Source organism: Enterobacter cloacae complex sp. CARB60 (assembly GCF_036487345.1).
GTDB classification, from domain to species: domain Bacteria; phylum Pseudomonadota; class Gammaproteobacteria; order Enterobacterales; family Enterobacteriaceae; genus Enterobacter; species Enterobacter asburiae_D.
Genome location: NZ_JAZKLC010000002.1, coordinates 4,125,572 through 4,145,814, shown reverse-complemented (window position 1 = coordinate 4,145,814; position 20,243 = coordinate 4,125,572). Strand labels below are relative to the sequence as shown.

24 protein-coding genes and 1 tRNA gene are annotated in these 20,243 nt (G+C 49.3%); 20 read left to right on the top strand and 5 right to left on the bottom strand.

Features of this window, described 5'->3' with window-relative positions:
* Positions 1 to 5: 5 nt before the first annotated feature.
* Positions 6 to 1,226 carry an arginine deiminase gene (gene arcA, locus V4835_RS20950; protein WP_331413571.1) on the bottom strand — a complete coding sequence of 407 codons (1,221 nt, stop codon included), beginning with the start codon at positions 1,224 to 1,226 and terminating at the stop codon, positions 6 to 8.
* Between the two features lie 676 nt (positions 1,227 to 1,902).
* Here arcA and V4835_RS20945 point away from each other — a divergent pair.
* A complete protein-coding gene (locus tag V4835_RS20945) occupies positions 1,903 to 2,355 on the top strand; it encodes a YhcH/YjgK/YiaL family protein (protein ID WP_331413569.1) in 453 nt (150 codons plus the stop codon).
* An 89-nt stretch (positions 2,356 to 2,444) separates the two neighbouring features.
* Here the strand turns inward: V4835_RS20945 and argF are convergent, their stop codons facing one another.
* Both argF and argL read right to left on the bottom strand, forming a co-directional pair.
* A complete protein-coding gene (gene argF / locus V4835_RS20940; protein ID WP_211448425.1) occupies positions 2,445 to 3,449 on the bottom strand; it encodes an ornithine carbamoyltransferase in 1,005 nt (334 codons plus the stop codon).
* A complete protein-coding gene (gene argL / locus V4835_RS20935) occupies positions 3,419 to 3,514 on the bottom strand; it encodes a putative translational regulatory protein ArgL (protein ID WP_213328991.1) in 96 nt (31 codons plus the stop codon). Before argL ends, argF begins: the two co-directional genes overlap by 31 nt.
* Before the next feature lie 99 nt (positions 3,515 to 3,613).
* On the opposite strand from argL, the gene rraB reads away from it, so the two are divergent.
* The 7 genes from rraB (at position 3,614) to V4835_RS20900 (ending at position 8,169) form a co-directional block, all read left to right on the top strand.
* A complete protein-coding gene (gene rraB, locus V4835_RS20930; RefSeq protein WP_063144036.1) occupies positions 3,614 to 4,039 on the top strand; it encodes a ribonuclease E inhibitor RraB in 426 nt (141 codons plus the stop codon).
* Between the two features lie 46 nt (positions 4,040 to 4,085).
* The gene (gene miaE, locus V4835_RS20925) at positions 4,086 to 4,844 is read left to right on the top strand and encodes a tRNA isopentenyl-2-thiomethyl-A-37 hydroxylase MiaE (protein WP_331413564.1); all 759 of its coding nucleotides are present in this window, start codon (positions 4,086 to 4,088) and stop codon (positions 4,842 to 4,844) included.
* 30 nt (positions 4,845 to 4,874) lie between these two features.
* Positions 4,875 to 5,597, top strand: coding sequence for a topoisomerase II (locus tag V4835_RS20920; RefSeq protein WP_331413562.1), 723 nt, complete (start codon positions 4,875 to 4,877; stop codon positions 5,595 to 5,597).
* A 106-nt stretch (positions 5,598 to 5,703) separates the two neighbouring features.
* Positions 5,704 to 5,788, top strand: a tRNA-Leu gene (locus tag V4835_RS20915).
* Positions 5,789 to 6,308: 520 nt separating this feature from the next.
* Positions 6,309 to 6,875, top strand: a complete 567-nt coding sequence (locus V4835_RS20910; RefSeq protein WP_320703625.1) for a hypothetical protein — start codon at positions 6,309 to 6,311, stop codon at positions 6,873 to 6,875.
* A gap of 23 nt (positions 6,876 to 6,898) precedes the next feature.
* Complete coding sequence (locus V4835_RS20905) at positions 6,899 to 7,396, top strand: hypothetical protein (RefSeq protein WP_320703626.1); 498 nt, start codon at positions 6,899 to 6,901, stop codon at positions 7,394 to 7,396.
* Positions 7,397 to 7,554: 158 nt separating this feature from the next.
* Positions 7,555 to 8,169 (top strand): hypothetical protein, encoded by a 615-nt coding sequence (locus V4835_RS20900; protein ID WP_320703627.1) that lies wholly within the window; start codon positions 7,555 to 7,557, stop codon positions 8,167 to 8,169.
* Positions 8,170 to 8,173: 4 nt separating this feature from the next.
* Here the strand turns inward: V4835_RS20900 and V4835_RS20895 are convergent, their stop codons facing one another.
* Together V4835_RS20895 and V4835_RS20890 are read right to left on the bottom strand one after the other, a co-directional pair.
* The gene (locus V4835_RS20895; RefSeq protein WP_320703628.1) at positions 8,174 to 8,374 is read right to left on the bottom strand and encodes a hypothetical protein; all 201 of its coding nucleotides are present in this window, start codon (positions 8,372 to 8,374) and stop codon (positions 8,174 to 8,176) included.
* Positions 8,375 to 8,379: 5 nt separating this feature from the next.
* Complete coding sequence (locus V4835_RS20890; RefSeq protein WP_320703629.1) at positions 8,380 to 8,940, bottom strand: tyrosine-type recombinase/integrase; 561 nt, start codon at positions 8,938 to 8,940, stop codon at positions 8,380 to 8,382.
* Between the two features lie 1,598 nt (positions 8,941 to 10,538).
* On the opposite strand from V4835_RS20890, the gene V4835_RS20885 reads away from it, so the two are divergent.
* The 12 genes from V4835_RS20885 (at position 10,539) to V4835_RS20830 (ending at position 20,222) form a co-directional block, all read left to right on the top strand.
* The gene (locus tag V4835_RS20885; protein WP_154299608.1) at positions 10,539 to 10,703 is read left to right on the top strand and encodes a hypothetical protein; all 165 of its coding nucleotides are present in this window, start codon (positions 10,539 to 10,541) and stop codon (positions 10,701 to 10,703) included.
* The gene (locus tag V4835_RS20880) at positions 10,669 to 12,126 is read left to right on the top strand and encodes a DEAD/DEAH box helicase (RefSeq protein ID WP_320703631.1); all 1,458 of its coding nucleotides are present in this window, start codon (positions 10,669 to 10,671) and stop codon (positions 12,124 to 12,126) included. Before V4835_RS20885 ends, V4835_RS20880 begins: the two co-directional genes overlap by 35 nt.
* 404 nt (positions 12,127 to 12,530) lie before the next feature.
* Positions 12,531 to 12,914 (top strand): hypothetical protein, encoded by a 384-nt coding sequence (locus tag V4835_RS20875; protein WP_320703632.1) that lies wholly within the window; start codon positions 12,531 to 12,533, stop codon positions 12,912 to 12,914.
* Positions 12,907 to 13,245: a hypothetical protein gene (locus V4835_RS20870; RefSeq protein WP_320703633.1), complete on the top strand. Its 339-nt coding sequence runs from the start codon at positions 12,907 to 12,909 to the stop codon at positions 13,243 to 13,245. The genes V4835_RS20875 and V4835_RS20870 overlap by 8 nt, the downstream gene beginning before the upstream one ends.
* A 685-nt stretch (positions 13,246 to 13,930) precedes the next feature.
* Positions 13,931 to 14,164 (top strand): hypothetical protein, encoded by a 234-nt coding sequence (locus tag V4835_RS20865; RefSeq protein WP_320703634.1) that lies wholly within the window; start codon positions 13,931 to 13,933, stop codon positions 14,162 to 14,164.
* Positions 14,165 to 14,167: 3 nt separating this feature from the next.
* The gene (locus V4835_RS20860; protein WP_320703636.1) at positions 14,168 to 14,545 is read left to right on the top strand and encodes a hypothetical protein; all 378 of its coding nucleotides are present in this window, start codon (positions 14,168 to 14,170) and stop codon (positions 14,543 to 14,545) included.
* A gap of 18 nt (positions 14,546 to 14,563) precedes the next feature.
* Positions 14,564 to 15,601 carry a major capsid protein gene (locus V4835_RS20855; RefSeq protein WP_320703637.1) on the top strand — a complete coding sequence of 346 codons (1,038 nt, stop codon included), beginning with the start codon at positions 14,564 to 14,566 and terminating at the stop codon, positions 15,599 to 15,601.
* A 134-nt stretch (positions 15,602 to 15,735) separates the two neighbouring features.
* Positions 15,736 to 15,936 (top strand): hypothetical protein, encoded by a 201-nt coding sequence (locus tag V4835_RS20850; RefSeq protein WP_224310681.1) that lies wholly within the window; start codon positions 15,736 to 15,738, stop codon positions 15,934 to 15,936.
* A gap of 2 nt (positions 15,937 to 15,938) precedes the next feature.
* Complete coding sequence (locus tag V4835_RS20845; protein WP_331413553.1) at positions 15,939 to 16,349, top strand: hypothetical protein; 411 nt, start codon at positions 15,939 to 15,941, stop codon at positions 16,347 to 16,349.
* Positions 16,350 to 16,436: 87 nt separating this feature from the next.
* Positions 16,437 to 17,936 carry an IS21 family transposase gene (istA, locus tag V4835_RS20840; RefSeq protein ID WP_039817891.1) on the top strand — a complete coding sequence of 500 codons (1,500 nt, stop codon included), beginning with the start codon at positions 16,437 to 16,439 and terminating at the stop codon, positions 17,934 to 17,936.
* Positions 17,933 to 18,688 carry an IS21-like element ISEc10 family helper ATPase IstB gene (istB, locus tag V4835_RS20835; protein WP_039817893.1) on the top strand — a complete coding sequence of 252 codons (756 nt, stop codon included), beginning with the start codon at positions 17,933 to 17,935 and terminating at the stop codon, positions 18,686 to 18,688. Before istA ends, istB begins: the two co-directional genes overlap by 4 nt.
* 142 nt (positions 18,689 to 18,830) lie before the next feature.
* Positions 18,831 to 20,222, top strand: a complete 1,392-nt coding sequence (locus V4835_RS20830; protein WP_331413550.1) for a hypothetical protein — start codon at positions 18,831 to 18,833, stop codon at positions 20,220 to 20,222.
* The last annotated feature ends 21 nt before the right edge of the window (positions 20,223 to 20,243 follow it).

Here is a 20,243-nt window from a genome sequence, read left to right as displayed (position 1 = left end):
CTCCTTTAAATTCCGTCACGTTCCAGCGGGCAGCTCATGCAGCGCGCGCCGCCGCGGCCGCGTCCGAGTTCGTCGCCAGGGATGGGCAGCACGGTGATGCCCGCTTTGTCGTACTTCTCGTTGGTCCAGACGTTGCGCTCGTACCCGATCACCACGCCCGGGCGAATGGTCAGCACGTTGTTGGCGTCGTTCCACTGCTCGCGTTCCGCTTCAAAGGCGTCGCCGCCGGTGGTGATCAGGCGCACCTGGTTAATGCCGAGGGCTTTCTCAATGGCGTGCAGCAGGTCGGTTTCCTGGGTGCGCAGCAGGCCGCCGCGTCCGTCCGGGGTGAGCGTCCAGCACTGGGCGTCCTTGCGCACCACTTCCGGATAAACGGAGAAGGTGTCCACGTCGATGTGGGTCATGACGGTGTCGAGGTGCATGCAGGAGCGGTGTTTTGGCAGCTCAACGGCGATCACGCGCTCGGCCTGACGGTGTTTGAACAGGCTGTTGGCGAGAAACTCCACGCCCTGCGGCGTCGTGCGCTCGGACATGCCGATCAGTACCGCTCCGCGTCCAATCACCAATACGTCGCCGCCTTCTAAGGTGGCGTGGTCGTAATTAATATTCTCGTCGCCGAAATACTTAATAAAATCGCCGTCGGCAAACGCCGGGTGCCAGCGATATATTGCCCGCAGGTTATTGGTTTCACGCTGGCGCGCAGCTTTCGCCATCGGGTTAATAGAGACGCCGTTATAAATCCAGCACGAGGTATCGCGGGTAAATAAATGGTTCGGCAGCGGCTTCATAATAAAATCATTCGCCGTGTGGGTATCCACCACCATATTTTTAATGGCCGCCGGAATTTCACCGTAGGTTAATCCGCCGCTTAATCTGCGCGCCAGTTCGCGATGCGGCATATCCGCAAGCCAGCCGCGCACGTCGCCGGCAAAGGTCGGGCCGAGGCGATAGTCGGAGATTTGCGTATCCAGCAGCCAGGCTTTCGCTTCTGCAATATCAAGGGTTTGTGTAAGAAGGTCGGTCAACAGCAGGACTTCCACACCCTGCTCGCGCAGCGTGTTGGCGAAGATGTCATGCTCCTCACCCGCCCGCTCAACCGAGAGCACGTCATCGAAAAGCAGCTCCTGACAGTTTGATGGCGTTAAGCGTTTCAGACTTAAATTTGGGCGGTGCAGCATAACGCTACGTAATTGACCAATTTCAGAACCGACGTAATGCTTTTCCATAATTATTCCTTTAACTGTTTTTCAGAATAAAAAGGGCATGCGCCATGTGATGTATTTAATTGCATGGCGGCTAAGCTCAATTGATTTCGTGATTCATACTAGGCAGTTAAATAACCCGTATTGTGATGTTGCTCACGCGAAACCGGATATTCAGGGGTTTGTTTTCATTTGCATGATTCGCATCAGATAATGATTAATTTCATATTATTGAGGGATGAATAGCTAAGCAGGATCCGGTGGCATTATTTGAGGTTGTTATTATTTTGTAGATTTTAATCTTTTGAAATATCTTGTTATGTGATTGATTTTAAATGATAAAAATAATGAGAAAGAATGGCTATGCAATTAACGTAATTAACTATTTTTGACTTAAGAACAATCAATAAATAATTATGGTTTTTTAGAGCAAATTATCAAAACAGCAAAGTGTGAGACGGCAACGGTTTTTGTTAATTAGAGAGCATGATCAAGAGGTTAGAACAGCCGTGCGATAAGCGCGGATCGAGGTTATGCATAACCCCTGCATAAATGCCTGGGCAGGATTAACAGAGAATTAACACCTTTCCCGATAAACATGCGCTCGCGCAAACCTCTTCGAAAAAGGGCTGGTATGGCAGCCGGGATTCTCGTATAAAAGATGAAAAATGAAACATCGTTTTATATTGAGGATTGAAACATGATTATCGGCAATATCCACCATCTGCAGTCCTGGCTGCCTGACGATCTGCGCCAGGCCATTGAGCACGTTAAAGCCCACGTCACCGACGCCTCGCCGCTCGGGAAACACGACATCAACGGCAACAGCCTGTTTTATCTGGTCTCTGAAGACGTGACCCAGCCGTTTGCCGAGCGCCGCGCCGAGTACCACGCGCGCTATCTGGATATTCAGATCGTGATGAAGGGCCAGGAAGGGATGACCTTCAGCACCCTGCCGCACGGCGTGCCGGACACCGACTGGCTGGCGGACAAAGACATCGCGTTCCTGCCGGAAGGCGAGCAGGAGAAAACCGTGATGCTGAGCGAAGGGGATTTTGTGGTGTTCTGGCCGGGTGAAGTGCACAAGCCGCTGTGCGCGGTGGGGGCACCGGCGCAGGTCAGGAAAGTGGTTGTTAAAATGCTGGTTGAGTAATTTCCCCTCATTAAAGGGAGAGGGTGTAAAAGTCCCCTCTCCCCGTGGGAGAGGGTTAGGGTGAGGGCACCAGCCCGCAGAGGAGTCCATCACTCCCCAAGCGTCGCCACCATCACCGCCTTAATCGTATGCATCCGGTTTTCCGCCTGGTCGAACACGATGCTCGCCGCCGACTCAAACACCTCGTCCGTCACTTCCATCCCGCCGTGCAGATCGAACTCCTTCGCCATCTGCTTGCCGAGCGTGGTCTGGTCGTCATGGAACGCCGGCAGACAGTGCAGGAACTTCACGTCCGGGTTGCCGGTGAGCGCCATCATCCGGGCATTCACCTGATACCCGCGCAGCAGCGCAATCCGCTCCGCCCACTTCTCTTTGGCTTCGCCCATCGACACCCAGACGTCGGTATAGATAAAGTCCGCGCCCTTCACGCCTGCCGCCACGTCTTCCGTCAGCGTGATCTTCCCGCCGTGCTTCTCCGCCAGCGCGCTGCACTCCGCGACCAGGCTCTCTTCCGGCCAGCAGGCTTTTGGAGCCACCAGGCGCAGATCCAGCCCGGTCAGCGCCGCCGCTTCCAGCATCGAGTTGCCCATGTTGTTGCGCGCGTCGCCCGCGTACACCAGCGTCATCTCGTTAAACGCCTTGCCCGGCAGGTGCTCCTGCATGGTCAGCAGGTCCGCCAGCAGCTGGGTCGGGTGGAACTCGTTGGTCAGCCCGTTCCACACCGGCACGCCCGCATACTGCGCCAGTGTCTCGACCACTTCCTGGCCGTGGCCGCGGTACTGAATGCCGTCATACATCCGCCCGAGAACCCGCGCGGTGTCCTTAATTGACTCTTTATGCCCAATCTGGCTGCCGCTCGGCCCTAAATAGGTGACGCGCGCGCCTTGGTCAAATGCGGCAACTTCGAAAGAGCAACGTGTACGGGTCGAGTCTTTTTCGAAGATGAGCGCGATGTTTTTACCGGTAAGTTTCTGTACTTCCTTGCCATTTTTTTTATCGGCTTTGAGCTGTGCGGCAAGGGTCAGCAGAGAAGTGAACTGTGCAGGGGTAAAGTCGAGCAATTTCAGAAAGTGTTTCTTGTATAAATCGGACATTTTATCCTCGCATGGCGAACGCCACTTATTGAATTAAAATTCACTTTATATGTGTAATTATTCATTTGCAACCCCGTTTCACAATTCTTTCTTACAAAGGTGGAGGCAAACCCGTCCGTGTGTGAAAATAGAAGTATCTGCCGCACTTTAAAGAGGATTGAGCCATGGCAAACCCGGAACACCTGGAAGAGCAACGCGAAGAGACGCGTCTTATTATTGAAGAACTGCTGGAAGACGGTAGCGATCCGGACGCGCTGTACACCATCGAGCACCATTTCTCTGCTGACGATTTCGAGGCGCTGGAAAAACTGGCCGTGGAAGCCTTCAAGCTGGGTTACGAAGTGACCGAGCCGGAAGAGCTGGAAGTGGAAGAGGGCGACACCGTCATCTGCTGCGACATCCTGAGCGAAGGCGCGCTGAAGGCGGAGCTGATCGACGCGCAGGTAGAACAGCTGATGAACCTGGCCGAGAAGTTTGAAGTGGAATACGACGGCTGGGGAACCTACTTCGAAGATCCGAACGGTGAAGACGGCGAAGAAGGCGACGACGAAGATTACGTCGACGAAGACGACGACGGCGTGCGTCACTAAGCGTTTCAGGCGGTGGCGCGCGCCACCGCTTTTTCAAGGCAGAACCATGGATTACCCGCAGATACTCGCCCCCGTACTCAACTTCCTTAAGTGCCCGACCCCGCAAGCATGGATTGATAAAGCCCGCGACCCGGCGAACCTGCCGCTGCTGCTCACCGACCACATGGTGTGCGAGCTCAAGGCCGCCCAGACCGCGCTGCTGCTGGTGCGTAAATACGTCGCCGACGAAAGCGGTGCCGACGCGCTGCTCGACTGGCTCAAACCCTACGAACAGTTCACCTTCCGCGACGGCCCGGAGCCGGACTTCATCGCCCTGCATAAGCAGATTGGCAAAAGCGTGATGCCCAAAACCGACGACCCGTGGGGACAGGCGCTCATCGACAGCATGGTCCTGCTGATCAAAGAGGAGCTGCACCACTTCTGGCAGGTGCGCGAGGCGATGCAGTCCCGCGACATTCCGTACGTCAAAATCACCGCCAGCCGCTACGCCAAAGGGATGCTGAAGGAAGTGCGCACCCACGAGCCGCTGACGCTGATCGACAAGCTCATCTGCGGTGCCTACATCGAAGCCCGCTCCTGCGAACGCTTCGCCGCGCTGGCCCCGTTCCTCGACGACGACCTGCAGAAGTTCTATCTCTCGCTGCTGCGCTCGGAAGCGCGCCATTATCAGGACTACCTGACGCTGGCCCAGCAGGTGAGCGACGACGATATCTCACCGCGCATACAGCTTTTTGGCGAAATTGAAGCCACACTTATCTCGACACCGGACCACGAGTTTCGCTTCCACAGCGGCGTGCCGGTGTAAACCGGCACAACTCAAGGATAAGGATGCGAGATGAATAAAACGTGGACCCGTACCGTGATGGTTGTTGTGGTGGCCGCCGCCGTGGCGTTCTGGGTGTTCTTCGACAGGCAGCGCGCTCCGGAACGGCAGATGGATTCCGCCCTTAACGCGATGCCCGCCTGGCAGGTGATTAAGGAGCAGGAGCCCGCGCTGCATCAGCGCATCCTCGACCAGATGGCTGCCCTGCAAAAAGCGGGCGAGCCGGAGCAGCAAATTATCGACACCATCCAGCCGCAGATCCTGCATCTGCAGACGTCGCGCCTGCAGAACGCCCCGGACGCCAACGTGGTGAACTACATGACCATCAACATGGAGCAGACCGCCGCCATTCAGAAGGTGAGCGACGACGCCTGCTTCCGCTTCCTCTACCCGACGGTGAAGGGCGGCGTGAACCCGATGCGCATGCTGGATAAAGACCTGATGGCGCGGCGCATGCAGGCCGACGCCGACATGATGCGCGCGGCCTACGGCAAAAACCGCCACACCGTGACCCCGGCCGAACGCGAGGCGGCTGTCGAGGACGTGCGGCCGATTATGAAGGCGCTTGCCGATAAGTACGGCGAGGACATCCAGCTGCTGCAGATGCCGGAGAAGGCGGCGGGCAAAGAGAAGCTTTCCTGCGATATGGTGCAGGAGATGTGGGCGAAGGTGCTGGCGCTGCCGGAGCAGAAGGCGGCGGGGGTGATTCGTCTGGCGGTGTCCGAGCTGGAGTGACGAAGGGCGCTGGTTTTTTGGGCACTTAGCGCGGGTTTAGCGCGTCGTCGCTTGCATGGCGGCGCGCGACAGGTATAATCCACAACGTTTCCGCATCCCCTTCAGTGCCGAAGTGGCGAAATCGGTAGACGCAGTTGATTCAAAATCAACCGTAGAAATACGTGCCGGTTCGAGTCCGGCCTTCGGCACCAATCACTTTATTTTCTTATAAATCAATGAGTTAGTGTCAATAACCCGCCTCATTTGCATGTAAGAAATGTCAGTTACTCATCAAGTACAAAAGCCACTGTGAATGTTAATGGCTTTGGTATGTTAGCACATAGTGGCGAGTAGTTCCCAGGCTCAACCTCGTATCGCTTTTCCCTTTGAAGCTGGAAGACGTGCCGCCGTCTCTAAACTCCATACCAAACGCTTACAGTGAAGCGCATTTTTTGCCGATGCTCCCACATGCCACACGTCGAGATGACGTTGCAGGGAATAAACAGGTTTATGGTGGTGATGCTCCGGTAGCTACAGATCCGGCTCTGCCAGCGGTTCGGCCTCGCTCCTTCGGGTACATGGTCATCCTGATAAACTTCACTGTTTGACATACCCTGATGTTGTCGCCTAACGGCTCCGCGTGTTGTCTTACCACCAACGGGCTTATTGGCTGCTATTCCCTTAATTTAAGTATGGTATCATGTAGGGAAAATCTTAAAAGAAGGGTGGTTTATGGGCTGGTCTTCGTTGGTTAGGATAACCATTGGTACATTTCTATTAGCTGGGTTGTCGTTCTCTGCATACGCGAAGAACTGCAAGAAAGGTATACCATGCGGTAATTCGTGCATTGCGGTTGGAAAAACGTGTCGGATTGGATCAAGTACCTCATCGGCTTATAAAAATTATTCTTACTCTTACCCGTCATCTTCTCTTCATAGTTCAATCCCTAAATCCTCTCCCCCTTCCCCATCAGCGAAGGTTGAGGGAAAAAACACAGCTTCAACTGCGAAAACCTATCTCTGTCAGTACGCTATTGCAGCAGTACAGAATGGTAGAATAGGTGCTTTACGTGTGCTGGGTAGTGCAGAGGTAACGTTGTATGTCGATAGCTTCAAAGCTAACCGTTTAAACGGTACATACCTGATCTCACCAAAGCTGAAAACTAACGGTAAGTTGATGATGGCAGATGATAAAAGCAAGGTGTACGCCTATGATCCGTCGCTGGGAAACTTTGCAATTAGTGACCGCATCGCAAGAAGCACCGAGCAATGGGATAATTGTAAACTGGTTCACAATTAATAAACTCAATTCGTGGGGATGGAATGAAAAAATTACTAATGGCTTTCGTGATTCTAACTTTACCTCTGCTCTCATTCGCTAAGGGTATTGGTTATGGAAATACTAAATGGGACATGAATCCGTCAGAAGTTGTTGCGGCTCAGGGCAATGGCGCACATCTGATCTCACCAGAGAAGTATAAGGATAATTTTGGGAAAGTGCGGATTGATAATGTATCGATCGGTAGCGGTCTTTATACTGTCACATTCCTTTTTAATAGCGCAGATCGTCTTGTACAAACGAATGTAGCCAGTAATGAGAAAAAAAATGAAGGTATCGCTGCGAGTCAATTTGACACATTGAGTCAATTGTTAACTCAGAAGTATGGGAAACCTGAGTTTTCAGATTCAGATAAAGCAACCTGGAAACTTCCTGACACTACGGTTGAGTTAAGTAAGATGGTCATTTCTGGGATCATGGCCCAAACAGTTGTTCGTTACATTCCAAACAGTAGGGTAGTGAGCGATACTACTAATCTTTAAAACATGACGCCTGAAGCGAGTGGCTAAAATTTTGAATTCAGGGGCGTAAGCCCCTTTTCAGTTATTTCTTCTGAGTGCAAACCGATACGGCGCTATCCGTTATGATCATTATCTATTATGCTATTTCCACCGATAGCAATGAGTTACGAGTACCTTAAATGCCTAACAATTATGAAGAGAGATCCGCTTTAGTTATGGGGCGACTTTTCGCTTTACATCTTACTCCAGACCGTTTGATGAAAATTGGAGCATTTGTGGTTCAGTATGGGTTGTTTGAAACGACACTTGAGCGAGCAGTTTGGACATTAACTGAAACTGATGTGCAGGGTGTAAGACCTTTTACAGAGAAATTGAATGCTGAGGGTATGTTCAATGCCTTTGGTGCTGGGAATGCGAAGTTAAGCGAAAAATGCAACTCGGTATTACAAGCCGCTTCATTAACTGCCATTGATTTGTCCAACTACAGAAATAGCCTTATGCACGGTTATCTTATGCCATTTGAAACAAACCCTTGTTTCTTAAGAAACCCAAGCTGGAACGGCGAAGTAAGAAATAAAAAACCAGGTGATGCTTATGTAGGAGAACCTCTCCTTGATTTAGCCATTATTTCAGCATGTACTTTGTACAAAACAGCTATTCATGCGTCTGCTGTATTTGATGATGCTGAAAGCGAAAAAGAAATTGAGGCGTTAGAGTCAGACGTTAGAGAGGCCGGAAGTTTTGCAAATGAGCTGCGTTATCTGAGAAGTTTGATGAACGAAGAGAAGTACTAAATCATTATTCTTCTTCAAAGGTCATTGTGTAGCGGCATTGCTGCGCCTTTCTAATCGTCGCTGTCTCCGTGTAATTGGCATTGGAATAGATGCAAATCCTCGTGTTGTCTGTCTCCTGTTCATCACTAAGGATCAGGGTAATTTGTCCGGCGTGAGTCGCCAGGGCTGGCAGCATTACCAGCGACAGCAAAAGCAAGCGTTTCAAGTTGATCACTCCCAAATGTTTGCAAGGGCAGCGCCCACGCTCTTAACGTCAATCTTCAAATAGTTCATGGTGACTTTAGGATCTGAATGGTTCAGCGTCTTCATGGCTAACGCCAGATTTCCGTTAGACTTCTCATAGACCGCCGTTGCAGAAAATTTCCTAAAGCTGTGACAGCCTACCGTTCCTTTAATCCCGACATTCTCCGCAGCCTGTTTGATCTCACGGTTCACTTGCTCACGACTCACAGGGGTTTTTCCTGATGCACGGTTGCTGTGTGACGTGAAAACGTATTCGTCTTTCGGGAATGCCTGACGGCGGCGTTCTACGATCTCCCACACCTTTGTAGGGACGATGATCTCCTTCTTCTTACCTGTCTTACTCTCCAACACTTCCAGCGTGTTTCCCTCCTTGAACTGGTTGAACTTCAAATTCACCGTATCCCCGACACGTAAGCATAAAGAGGCCATAGTGATCGCTACGTCTGCGAATAGCTGTTTGTTATGACACTCAAGCCAGCTAACCAGCTTAAATGCTTCTGCCTGTGTGATTATCTTCGTGGTCGCCATCTGCTGATCTCCGTCAATCTTGAAACTGTGAAATAAGATTATGATCATTTTCAGTAAGTTACAACTATTCAATCTCACATTTTTTGAAGGGGTGGTGGAAGGTTGCGCCATTTCCAGCACTACTGAACGCGAATAAGCACGGCTCCCTGTTCAAAACTCGCACAAATACGGAATATCATTAACAAAATCATGATGTTGGCAAGTCTAAATAGATGTTTGAATGTTGCCAAATACTGGCGACGTTATGCACGGTTTATGCAGATTCATTGAATACCAGAGAGGCGAAGGGCGAAGATAAAGCGTAGAGTGATAATTAAAACAATAGGTTAGGTATTCTACCTCACATTTCTACAGAACCTTGAGGTAGAGATATTGTACCGTAGATGATAATGATTCTCATATGAATTGATTGCACCAAGAAATGATTAGAATGCTAACCAATTGGCGGGTTTTGCATGGAAAAAATCGAATTGTTATATTATAACAATAAAATGAAAAACTCGTTCGGCACATGGCACCTGTCATGAAAGTGCTCATTGTGGACAATGATCGCTGTGAGCCGCATGGCGCAAGGCTTTACGCAAAGTGAGTGATAGTTACTATTTGCTCACTACGGTAACTTTACCCCTGTAACAACGGCAATCTTTACCTGTCATTTAAGGTAGATTAAGCAGGGATTTACCGTGGATATAACGGGGAAATTTCCGGCGCTATGGAGGCGAGTATTCGCGATTAACACGCAATCATGAGTGAAACGAGGGATGTAGGGTTAATTCTCCATAAAGTGGAATGTACAATTTGATATGCGCGTGATCAGCGCATGGAAGATAGCTACACAGGAGAGTTACCTTTGCATAGAGTTATTGATGAGAAGTGTTTCTCCTGTTAGAGATAACTTGTCATGTTCGCTTCACTCACTGACAGAAACCAACTACTAAATACCCTTAATTAAATTAAGGTTATTAATTATCTCTCTTATGTTCTCGTATTCCTCGAACATACATCATTGTGCAAGATGATCATGAGCAGATACTTTTTCATGCGACATTCACCCGCTGATTGCTGGTTCATTGTGAGCCTACACTTTCCGAAGGTATCAAAATAAATGTAAAAGGGCTTATCATTTAAAATGATACCCCCTCTTACGTGATACCCTCGTAATCAGCTTGATTGTGCAAATGGCGTAGCCATAAGATCGGCTCACTCGCATGAAGAGCCGGAAATGATACCCTCCCTTGAGAAGCCGTCTTATCCTATTATAAAAAATTGTTGACAGCAGATTAATTTCGTGGTAGGGGTTGACAAACGTTATTAAAATAGTGTATTATGGTAAGTATGAAGGGGAGAAAACCTTCTGAAACTTTTGGCCCTGGGCGGGGTAACTGCCTGGGGCTTTTTGCATCCAAAATCCGAAGGAGGCCGTTATTGAAGTATTTCAGCAGTGACCAGGTTTTTAATGATCTGGTGAGTGGTAAGGTGAAACGCCACGTTATTTACGCATCCATGCAAGCAGCAAAATCGAGGGAGTATACAGACCGAATGAAAATGTTCGCTGACGCTCTCGCCCGTTATGACCAACACCGTAAGGAAATTAACCAATGATGAACATTCGTTTTAGTCCAGAAGTTTACGAGGCACTCCGTGAAGCCGCCACAATTAAAGGCGTAAGTATTCCGGCCCTGGTTAACTCCATTGTCAAACACACTATCCTACAACAAGAGGAAACCAATGAACCAAAGAAGAAAAGTAATAACCTTCGTTGATGCAATTTGCGGATCTGGAAAGTCCACCACGTTACAGCACTACATCAAGTCAAGTTTATTAGCAAATTCCGAAGCAATTCCCCCTCGTTATCTTCTCGTGATGCCAACACATGATTTATGTAATCAAGTGAAGGAAGAACTTGAAAACCGAAGGGTGAAGAGTTATCACGTAGACACCGAAACAGAAGCGGTAAGACACCTAATTTCCACCCTGGAATACGATTTCCAGCATTCGGTGATTATCTGCACACATCAATGTTTCATTCATTACTGCTATCGCGCAGCGCTTGAAACGGAACTTCAAAACCTTCTCCGTGGTTTCACTATCTTTGTTGATGAAATCCCTGATGCAATGTTTGGCGCTTACATCAAAGTGCAGCATACAAATCGGACGGAACAAAATTTCCCATTCTTGGATATGCTGGAAGAGCGGGACGGATTGTTATTCCTTCGAGAGGATAAGCGTGAAGATTTCTACGCATACTGGCACGAAACAGAGGCGAATGGTGCTGAGTTAAAGCGCCTGCTCTGGGCGATAATGCAAGGTGCTGGACTTCTCTACGAAGAGAATAAACACCTGTTTGCTTTCACTGCTTCACCAATTATCAGATCGGTAGAATGGGCTGAACAACTTACACTCTTAGGTGCTGGCTCTTCTCGAAGTTTGTTTGTCTGGGCTGCTGAACATCTGGCGAAATACGAAGTTGAGGAAGCTGGTGAAGATTTACAGCCGCCACTTGAAAGATGTAAACATAAACATGTACCGATCTCCCTGGTCGCCGTATGTGAAAACAGATGCACCTTGACAGCATTACAGAAAGTTTTTCATGAACATCTCCAGGAAATCATCCAGCGCGTGCCTGGTGAATTCATCTTTGCCACTAACAGAGATAAATCCCTGTGTCAGTTTACTACGATAGGGGATGAAATTCTTACCGATGCTTCCCGTGGTATCCGTGTTTCAATGGCTTCCTATGGACTGAACCATTACCAGCACATACACAATGCTGTATTTCTCGGATGTAGTAATCTTGATCGAGATTTCCAGGGTAAATGGCGGCAGTATGCGGAGATTAACGGATGGGATGTTGAAGAATTTGAACAGAAGCAACGCGCCGCGATGAACTATGAACGGTGCTACCAGTTTATTAGCCGTACATCTATCCGTAATGCTGACACTGATCACCCTCTGGCGTTCGTAGTGCCGGATCTGGCAACTGCTGAATACATCAAAGAGCATTATTTCCCTGGTGCAAAGATTGAATGTCTGAAATTTGGGAAAGTGAGAAAGAGACGCGATACAAGGAAAGGCGACAACACCCGCGCCGAAGTGCAGAAACATAAAGCCAGTGGGCTTACTCAGAAACAAACTCAAGAAGTTATGAATGTTGGAATAGCAACAATCAAACGAAACTGGAACTAATCAGGAGACCTAATTGATACAATATATAAAACTGAACAACACAAACCAGATACAGATCAACGATAGTGGGAAGGGTGTTTATTATGCACTTGTCTGGTTCTGGAAAGGCAGAAAAATTAAAATTTCTTACGGAGAGCTATCTGATAAATCCGGTGTAAGTGATAACGGGATCAGATTCTGGCTTCGTGCGCTGCGCAACATTGGTGTGATTGAGATAGACGATGAAAGCCATTATCTATCCTTCACGCTGAAACACATCGAACGAGACAATGTAGAATTTATCTACACTAATTTCTAAAACACACAATCGGGAAACTTTATGATTACTGCTTTATGGTGGTTCACCATATTCTATGGCGTTTACGTCTTAACCAGACAAGGAGTTTCCCCTCTACGAGGAATGAATGGGACGAAAAGAACGAAATCCAATTAAACGGATAGAACAAGCAACACGCATCAGCAAACGTAAATACACCTCTTCTCTACAAGACCTCGCACGAGAGTCTATTCCTGGTGAGATGGTGACAACTATTAAAGAATATCCCGCAGTAGTACCAACTGGATTAGAGTTTGATCTATTGCAGGATGTTCTATCGTCAACGGATAACGTTTATTACAAACCACGATGCAGACGCGAATATATTATAGATAGTAGCCATCTCAAGAAATGGCAAATAGCAGGATTTGAACATTACGCTGATTATGTTGGGTATTGTCAAACCTGGGGACTATCCCAGCACACACAAGACTTTGATATTCTCTTTGACGACAAGGAAAACAATGAATAATAAAACTATGGACACCGTGAACACCCTAATTAACTCCTTCCACGACAACTGGCATTTACCAACCTTACAGCTTGTTAATGCAGCGTGGCGTGAGAGAACGCGCTCCGCGCTTCTGGAAGCGTTGGGAGGAGCTGAACAGGCAATTACTGCCCTTGAACATCTGCAAACGTCTGTAGCTCGTTTGGTGCAGCGTGACGGCAGTACGATCACACCAGAAGAGGCGTGGCGTGTAGCTAATGACCTTGAGGAGCTTGCTTGCTCTTTGCAATACATCACCGCTGAACTCGGAGAGCTTAGCCTCGACCTTGCCAAGGTTTATGGCATGATTTAGAGTGAATAAATATTCACTAATAGTGCATAAAATGCTTGACATGTGCATAACTTTTATGTTACTATGAAAGTATAGGGTAAGTATTCGAATCACCCTCGTATGTCAATACGCACTCCTTGAGAATGCCGTTCCCATAGCGGCATTCTCTCCCTCTGAATGCTATTTCTGAAAAGTGTTGGTTTTTTCGTCTTCCTTTTTGTCTTGTTTAGTTCCGAAGGAATGCGCGGGATGTAATATCTCGTTGTGTTGGTATTGCATCGCAATCACCGCGCATCTCCGACTTTTTCAGAAAGAGCATTCGCTCTTTGCTCATTCATTCCGTTAGGATGAATGTAGTCAGACTGAATAAACGCCGTCAGCGGTAGTTACGTTCAGGCTGGCAATCTCTTATTACTATTCCAGTGGTGATATTGAGATTCCATTCCCACTTCTCGCCATGACAGAAGGGCTTCTGTTTTGAAGTGGGAGCAATGACGGGCGATCCTACTGCTGTTATTCGTAACAGTTGCGCCCTTCATTTTTTCAAGAATCCATTCTTTAACTTCATAATCCTCCCAAACGATGACGTTAAACAATGCTTTCTAACAAGGGGCATACTCTCCAGGGGCTTAATTGCCCCTTTTTAACAATCTGCATGTAACACTTCCGTTATTAATGAACGCAGTAACAATACGAAGGAAATCTCATGTTCCTTATGAATTATGATCGTGTAATAACACACAAAGGTGCTTCTCTTATTCTCTCTGAAAAGATGATGAAACAAGCGGCTTATGTATTAGGCGTAAGTTTCGAAGAGATTCGAGAGGCTACAGAGAAATTCTGGCCTACCGCCATTATCACCAAATCAAAAGAAGGTTCTCACCCATCATCAGGGCTTGAGGAACGATTAAAACTAAAAGCAATAGCAAAAGGAAAATAACCAATGCAATTTGGAACATTTCAAACTCTGAACGGGAATAACAGTCACGCCCGTTATAAAGTGGTGGCTTACGTATCTAATGCAATTATGCAGGATAAGCTGATCAAGACAGCTACAGGAATCCCAGATTCCCTTATCGTAGGTGATCTTGTAGACGCTACAGGCAAGAAAGCTACTGCTCCTGGCAATATTGCGTATGTTGTCGTAGAACCTGCACGCGCTGGCGATAAGGCGTTTATTGTAGCTTCTCCAGAGCATACTATTTTAGCCCTGGTTGGCATTGAATTTGGAAGTCTGGATAAATCTCTGGCTCAAGCGCAATTAGCAACTCTTGGCTTTACTTTCACTGACTACGACACAGTAGCCCTACGCACAACCTAATTAAGGATAATAATAAGAATGGCTTATTCAGATCTATTTTCTGGCAACATGTACGATTTTGCCAGCCCGTTTACATTCTCTACTCAACTAAACCAGATTGTAACTAATCTTGGGTTATTTAAAATTGAGAACCACGACGTCAATACAATCGCTCTTGAGAAAATCACCGATGTGAAAAATCTCGTTGCACCTGAAAAGATGCCCTACGCTCAAAGCGATTGGAACAGTGCAGAACGTCCAGAATTCAGCAATGTGCTGTATCAGCTTAAATATACTAACTCCCTTAACTCCGTCACCTCTCGCGACCTTGAGCAGTATAAAGCGCGTGGAACAGTAGACACTGCTGATCAAATCACCCTGGCTATTTCTGATTTCAGCGATGCACAGTACGCACAGGTGAGCAACACCGTAGAGGTTGACCTTGTAGAGGCGCTGTTAGGGCTTCGTGTGCAGTCACAATACGCCGGACAGGGTAATTTAGATTTCCTTGCAGGTGGTAGCAAAACCACATACACGATGGATATCAGCGCAGGTGCTAACGTGTTCCAGCAACTAAGCGAGATTGGGCGAATTCAGAATGTGAAACTTGGCTCAGGACTGGCACAGGCTAAACAGGGCGTAGTGATCCTGGCCTCCGGTAAAGCAGCCGTAGCGCTACGCTATCACCCATCAGTGAGAGACTTCATGGTGTATACGCTCCCTCTGGAGCAGGGAGACAACTTCTACACCCGCACTAAAGGTGCAAACCCTGCTTTCGAAACCTGGACGCTAAACGGCGTAACGGTGATTGATGTGACGGGCTACTCACTGATCACTGACAAAATCGGGGTTGATGGCTTTGTGAGTCTTCCTGTTATGTCTGAACAGTCTAATGCCTACGTTCTTCACTCTGGTGTTGGTGTTCGCCATGCGACACAAGGCAAAGGCGCAGAGCTATATCATCAGTATGTAATTGTTGATCAGCGTTGGGGATTCCCAGAGATCGCAACTGAATGCAGTTATCTGCCAATTGTGAATATTCCACAAGCGATCATCTTCGGTAGCGTTTCCGAATAACGAGCGATAGACGTTAGCTCTTCACGTCTGAAATAAAGAAGAACTTTTGAATAGGGCGTGTGAACGTTGGGAACTAAGAGAGCGCAAATCTCCCCAGTGTTCCCGCCCTTTTTTTATTTCCAGAATGAGGAAAGATGAAATTGGAACTTATCCTAAAGAGTCGAGGCTTGCATTTACAACTAAATGATACAAATGCCGAGCAACTACTGAATTTAGCAGCCGTATCGAGAGCGCTTGATGTGAGCTATTCACATTTAAGACAACTTATTTTCAAAGGAATGAGTGTATCAGATGCACTTAATTATCTTGTGAACGAAAAGAAAGGCGGTGAATAATCATGCTTGAAATTCAGACCAGTAAAATTAATAACACGGTGACATTCAGCGTTGATCGTAATTCAATGAAGGAAGCTATGGACGCTTTCGATCAAATTCAGAAGAAAGCCAAAGGCATTAAAGACCCTACGTTGAACATGAAGAGATTCAGCCAGGGGCTTAAATCTGCTGAGAGAGAATTAGACAAGCTGAATAAGAAAGCCTCTAAGCCACGTAATAGCGATGAACGAGAAAAGGCAAGGGCAGCTAAGGCGCAAGCCCGTGTAGAGGCTCAGGCAGCGAAAGAGGCCGCACGTTCGGCGGCTCGTCGTGAACGGGCTGAGTTGAAGCTCTTAGATACAGCCAGCAGCTTTAAATCAATGCAGCACCTTACCAATGTTGAGCTTACACAGGCAGCACTGGCAGCGTATTAGGCGACAATAACTCAGTCCGGTTAGCGCTGATTATTCTGGCCGATTTTGTAATCTGAGCACCATGTTCATGATCCCACAGGAAATGGCGTGACGCTCAATACTCATCAGGTCAGTTATTACATGACTCAGCGTAAAAAAGGTGTAACCCAGCATATCTCGGCCATGAAGGCCGGTATCTCTGTTCGCTCAGGTCGCAGGATCGAAAAAGATCAGTGGTCTAAAACCGGTAATCGTCACTGGCGGACACGTAAAGATCCGCTTGAGGCCGTCTGGGACAGCGAGCTTGTTCCCCTGTTGAAGGAAAGACCTGCTCTGATGCCCACGACCCTGCTGGAAATGCTGCAGGATAAATATCCCGGTCAGTACCCCAGCAGCCTTCGCAGGACGATGCAACGGCGGGTGCGCGAGTGGAAGCTGCAGTATGGTGCCGAGCAGGAAGTGATGTTCCGGCAACTTCATCAGCCTGGCCTGCGCGGCCTGTCGGACTTTACCGAGCTGAAAGGTGTAGTTGTCACCATCGGTGGCAAGTTATTGACGCATAAGCTGTATCACTTCCGCCTGGAGTGGAGCCACTGGAGCTGGATGCGGGTTGTACTGGGTGGTGAGAGCTTCTCTGCCCTGGCTGAAGGCCTGCAGGAAGCCCTCGGGCAACTGGGTGGCGTACCAACAGAGCATAAAACGGACAGCCTGCGGGCAGCATGGAAACACCAGGGTGAAGACGGTCGCCGCGAGCTGACTGAGCGCTATGCTGCCCTCTGCCAGCACTACGGTATGCAGGGCGTGCACAATAACGCCGGTCGTGGCCACGAAAATGGTTCAGTTGAAAGCGCCCACGGGCATCTGAAAAGACGGATCCGCCAGGCGCTGATGCTTAGGGGCAGTAACGACTTCAGCACCGTGGAAGAATACCAGGCCTTCATCACTCAGCAGGTCATGCGCCACAACCGCAACAACCAGGATCTGGTGAAAGAAGAGCGCCCCCATCTGAAACCACTGCCGCTGCGTCGCAGCGCCGACTATGACGAACTGACGGTGAGGGTCAGTAGCAGCAGTACCATCAACGTCAGGCACGTCGTCTACAGCGTCCCTTCCAGACTTGTCGGTCAGCTGTTACGCGTCCGCTTGTGGGATGATCGCCTGAGCTGTTACGTGGGTAGCAGTGAAGTGATGAGCTGCGCCCGCGTCAGGCCAGAAAAAGGGAAAACCCGGGCCAGGTGCATCGACTTCCGGCATGTGATCGACAGTCTGGCGAAAAAGCCTGGTGCGTTCTGCCATGCCACGCTGAGAAATGACATCCTGCCGGACGATGAATGGCGAAAACTGTGGCGTCGCCTGTGCAATCATCTGGAGCCAGAGATGGCTGGTCGCCTGATGGTACACGCCCTGAAACTGGCGGCGGGCTATGACGATATCTCGATCGTGGCACGGGGGATGGAACAGATGCTGAATACCCCGGGTGAGCTGGATCTGCACCGCCTGATGCGGTTCCTGGGGATAAAGGAAAAGGAGCTGCCGACAGTCAGTGTGGTTCAGCACAACCTGAGTAGTTATGAACAGCTGTTGCGCGGCAAAGGAGGTCTGCAGTGAGCAATATCCACCACCTTGAGCGTAGTCTGCGCAAACTGCGTCTGACCCGCGTCAGCGCTGAATGGCATGCGCTGGAGAAACGGGCTCTGGCAGAGGGCTGGACCCCGTCACGCTATCTGCTGACGCTGTGCAATGAAGAACTCCTGTGGCGCGAGAGCGAAAAACTGCGCCGCTATAAAAAGGAAGCCCGGTTGCCGGTGGCGAAAACGCTGGGTGAGTATGACTTCAGCCAGGTGCCGGAACTGAATAACGCTCAGTTCCGGCAGCTCTGCGAAACGACAGACTGGGTTGATGCCGGAGAAAATGTCCTGTTGTTCGGTGCCAGCGGCCTGGGGAAAAGCCATCTGGCGGCAGCGATCGTGGATGGCGTTGTAGGACTGGGCTACCGGGCCCGGTTCTACAGTGCCGGAGAGCTGCTGCAGGAGCTGCGAAAAGCGCGGACACAACTGAAACTGAACGAGCTTCTGCTGAAACTGGATCGCTACCGGGTGATAGTGATAGACGACCTCGGGTATGTCAAACGCGACAACGCGGAAACGGGTGTGCTGTTCGAGCTGATCGCCCATCGTTATGAGCGCGGCAGTCTGGTCATAACCAGCAATCATCCGTTCAGCACGTGGGGCAGCATCTTCGTGGATGAAACGATGGCGGTGGCGGCAGCGGACAGGCTGATCCATCACGGATATATGTTCGAGCTAAAAGGAGAAAGTTACCGGAAGAAGACATCGAAGGCAGTAACCAGCGTGGCTTAAAACCTCGCTCAATGGATGCGGCCAGAGTAGTTGGCGCCAGTCGGCAAAACTAGTTGACGTCTAATAGGCAGCGTCACGGATCACTAAGGCTTATGCAGCAGGAACTATCTCTCTACAACGCCAGAACAGCGAGATTAAGCGCTTGCAGCAGAGCTACAGACGCATTAACGCAGAGCGTAGGGCAGCAGCAAAGGCGGGAGGGGCTAACGCTCTTGGTGGCGGTGGTAAGGCTACAGGGGCTATCTCTGGCTCTCTGATGGGCTTAGGCACTGGTGCGCTTGCTGGCGCTGGTATCGGGGCGGCGGCTTATGGCGCTTATTCATGGGGCAAAGAGGCTGTTACAGCACAGGAAGAGCGTAGCGAGATTGTGCAGCGTGCCAGATTGGGCGGGGTGGATTATAACGTGTTACAGGCGCTTTCTCAGTATGCCACGGCTAACGGGATCGATAGCGGGATGGGGCTGCAAGGACAGCGTAAGCTATTGGATAACGGAAAGGACATTTCAGAAAAGCTGGCAGACAGTTACACCAACAGCACCTTTGATAAGAAGTCTGGAAAATGGAAAGGCGGTAACGCTGCTGTGGATACAGCCCTGAACATGGGATTCACTAAAGAAGCCCTGAAAGGCTTTCAATCAAACCCGTTTGGCTTCGTTTCTGCTTACACCAACACCATGCAGGGGAAAGGGTATTCACAAGAGCAAATCCTTCATAACCTGGAAGACCTTGCAGACGATTTAGGCTTGTATCACAAGGCATTTTCTAATCAAGGAAAAGCGATCACTGATCAGGTGGACGTGCTCAAGCGTAACGGGCAGTGGCTGGATGAAGCACAGCAGGATCAGCTTGTGGCCTACCGTAAGTTTAACCAGGAACTTAGCATTCTCTCCGATAGCCAAAAGCTGGCATTCTTCGAAGGGTTTATGTCAGAGATTGACCCTGAAACCATGCGAGAGTTTAAGGAAGCTATGCAGGAGGCGTTACCCTTCTTCAAGGGAGCAGGGGCAGCAGCCGGTGACCTTGTATCCGGCTTGATGAAGCTAACCAACTGGATCACAGGCAAGCTAAACCTACTCAATGGGGATAACACCTCTAAAGAGGCCGTTAGTCAGCATTACGGCACTACCTCAGCACCTGCACTGCCTGGAAGTAATCCTGTGGCTAACGCTTACGGAGCCAGCCAGCCTAAATCAGACGGCACACATGAGCCGAACATATTCGATACATTCCATGATTGGTGGAACGGCACAAGCGACGCTAAAGACGTGAGCAGCTACGCACAGAGCGCCAACGGTGATTATTCTCCTGTCTCAATGTTGAAACAGAGTGCAGCAGCGCCAGCTAAGCCAGCCAGTACGCCGATCATGCAGCCTGTAGTGTTGCAGAATCAGCTACCGGAAGGGCTTATCCATCTAACTATTTCTCCTGATCCAACGTTTGGAAACATGCTTAATGCTACCGTTGATCAGCGTATCAATGATAACAATCAGCGTATGGTGCTGGCTGTTTCATCTGGACAAGGGGCGGGGGGCTAATGCCCCTCTTCGTAAGGAATA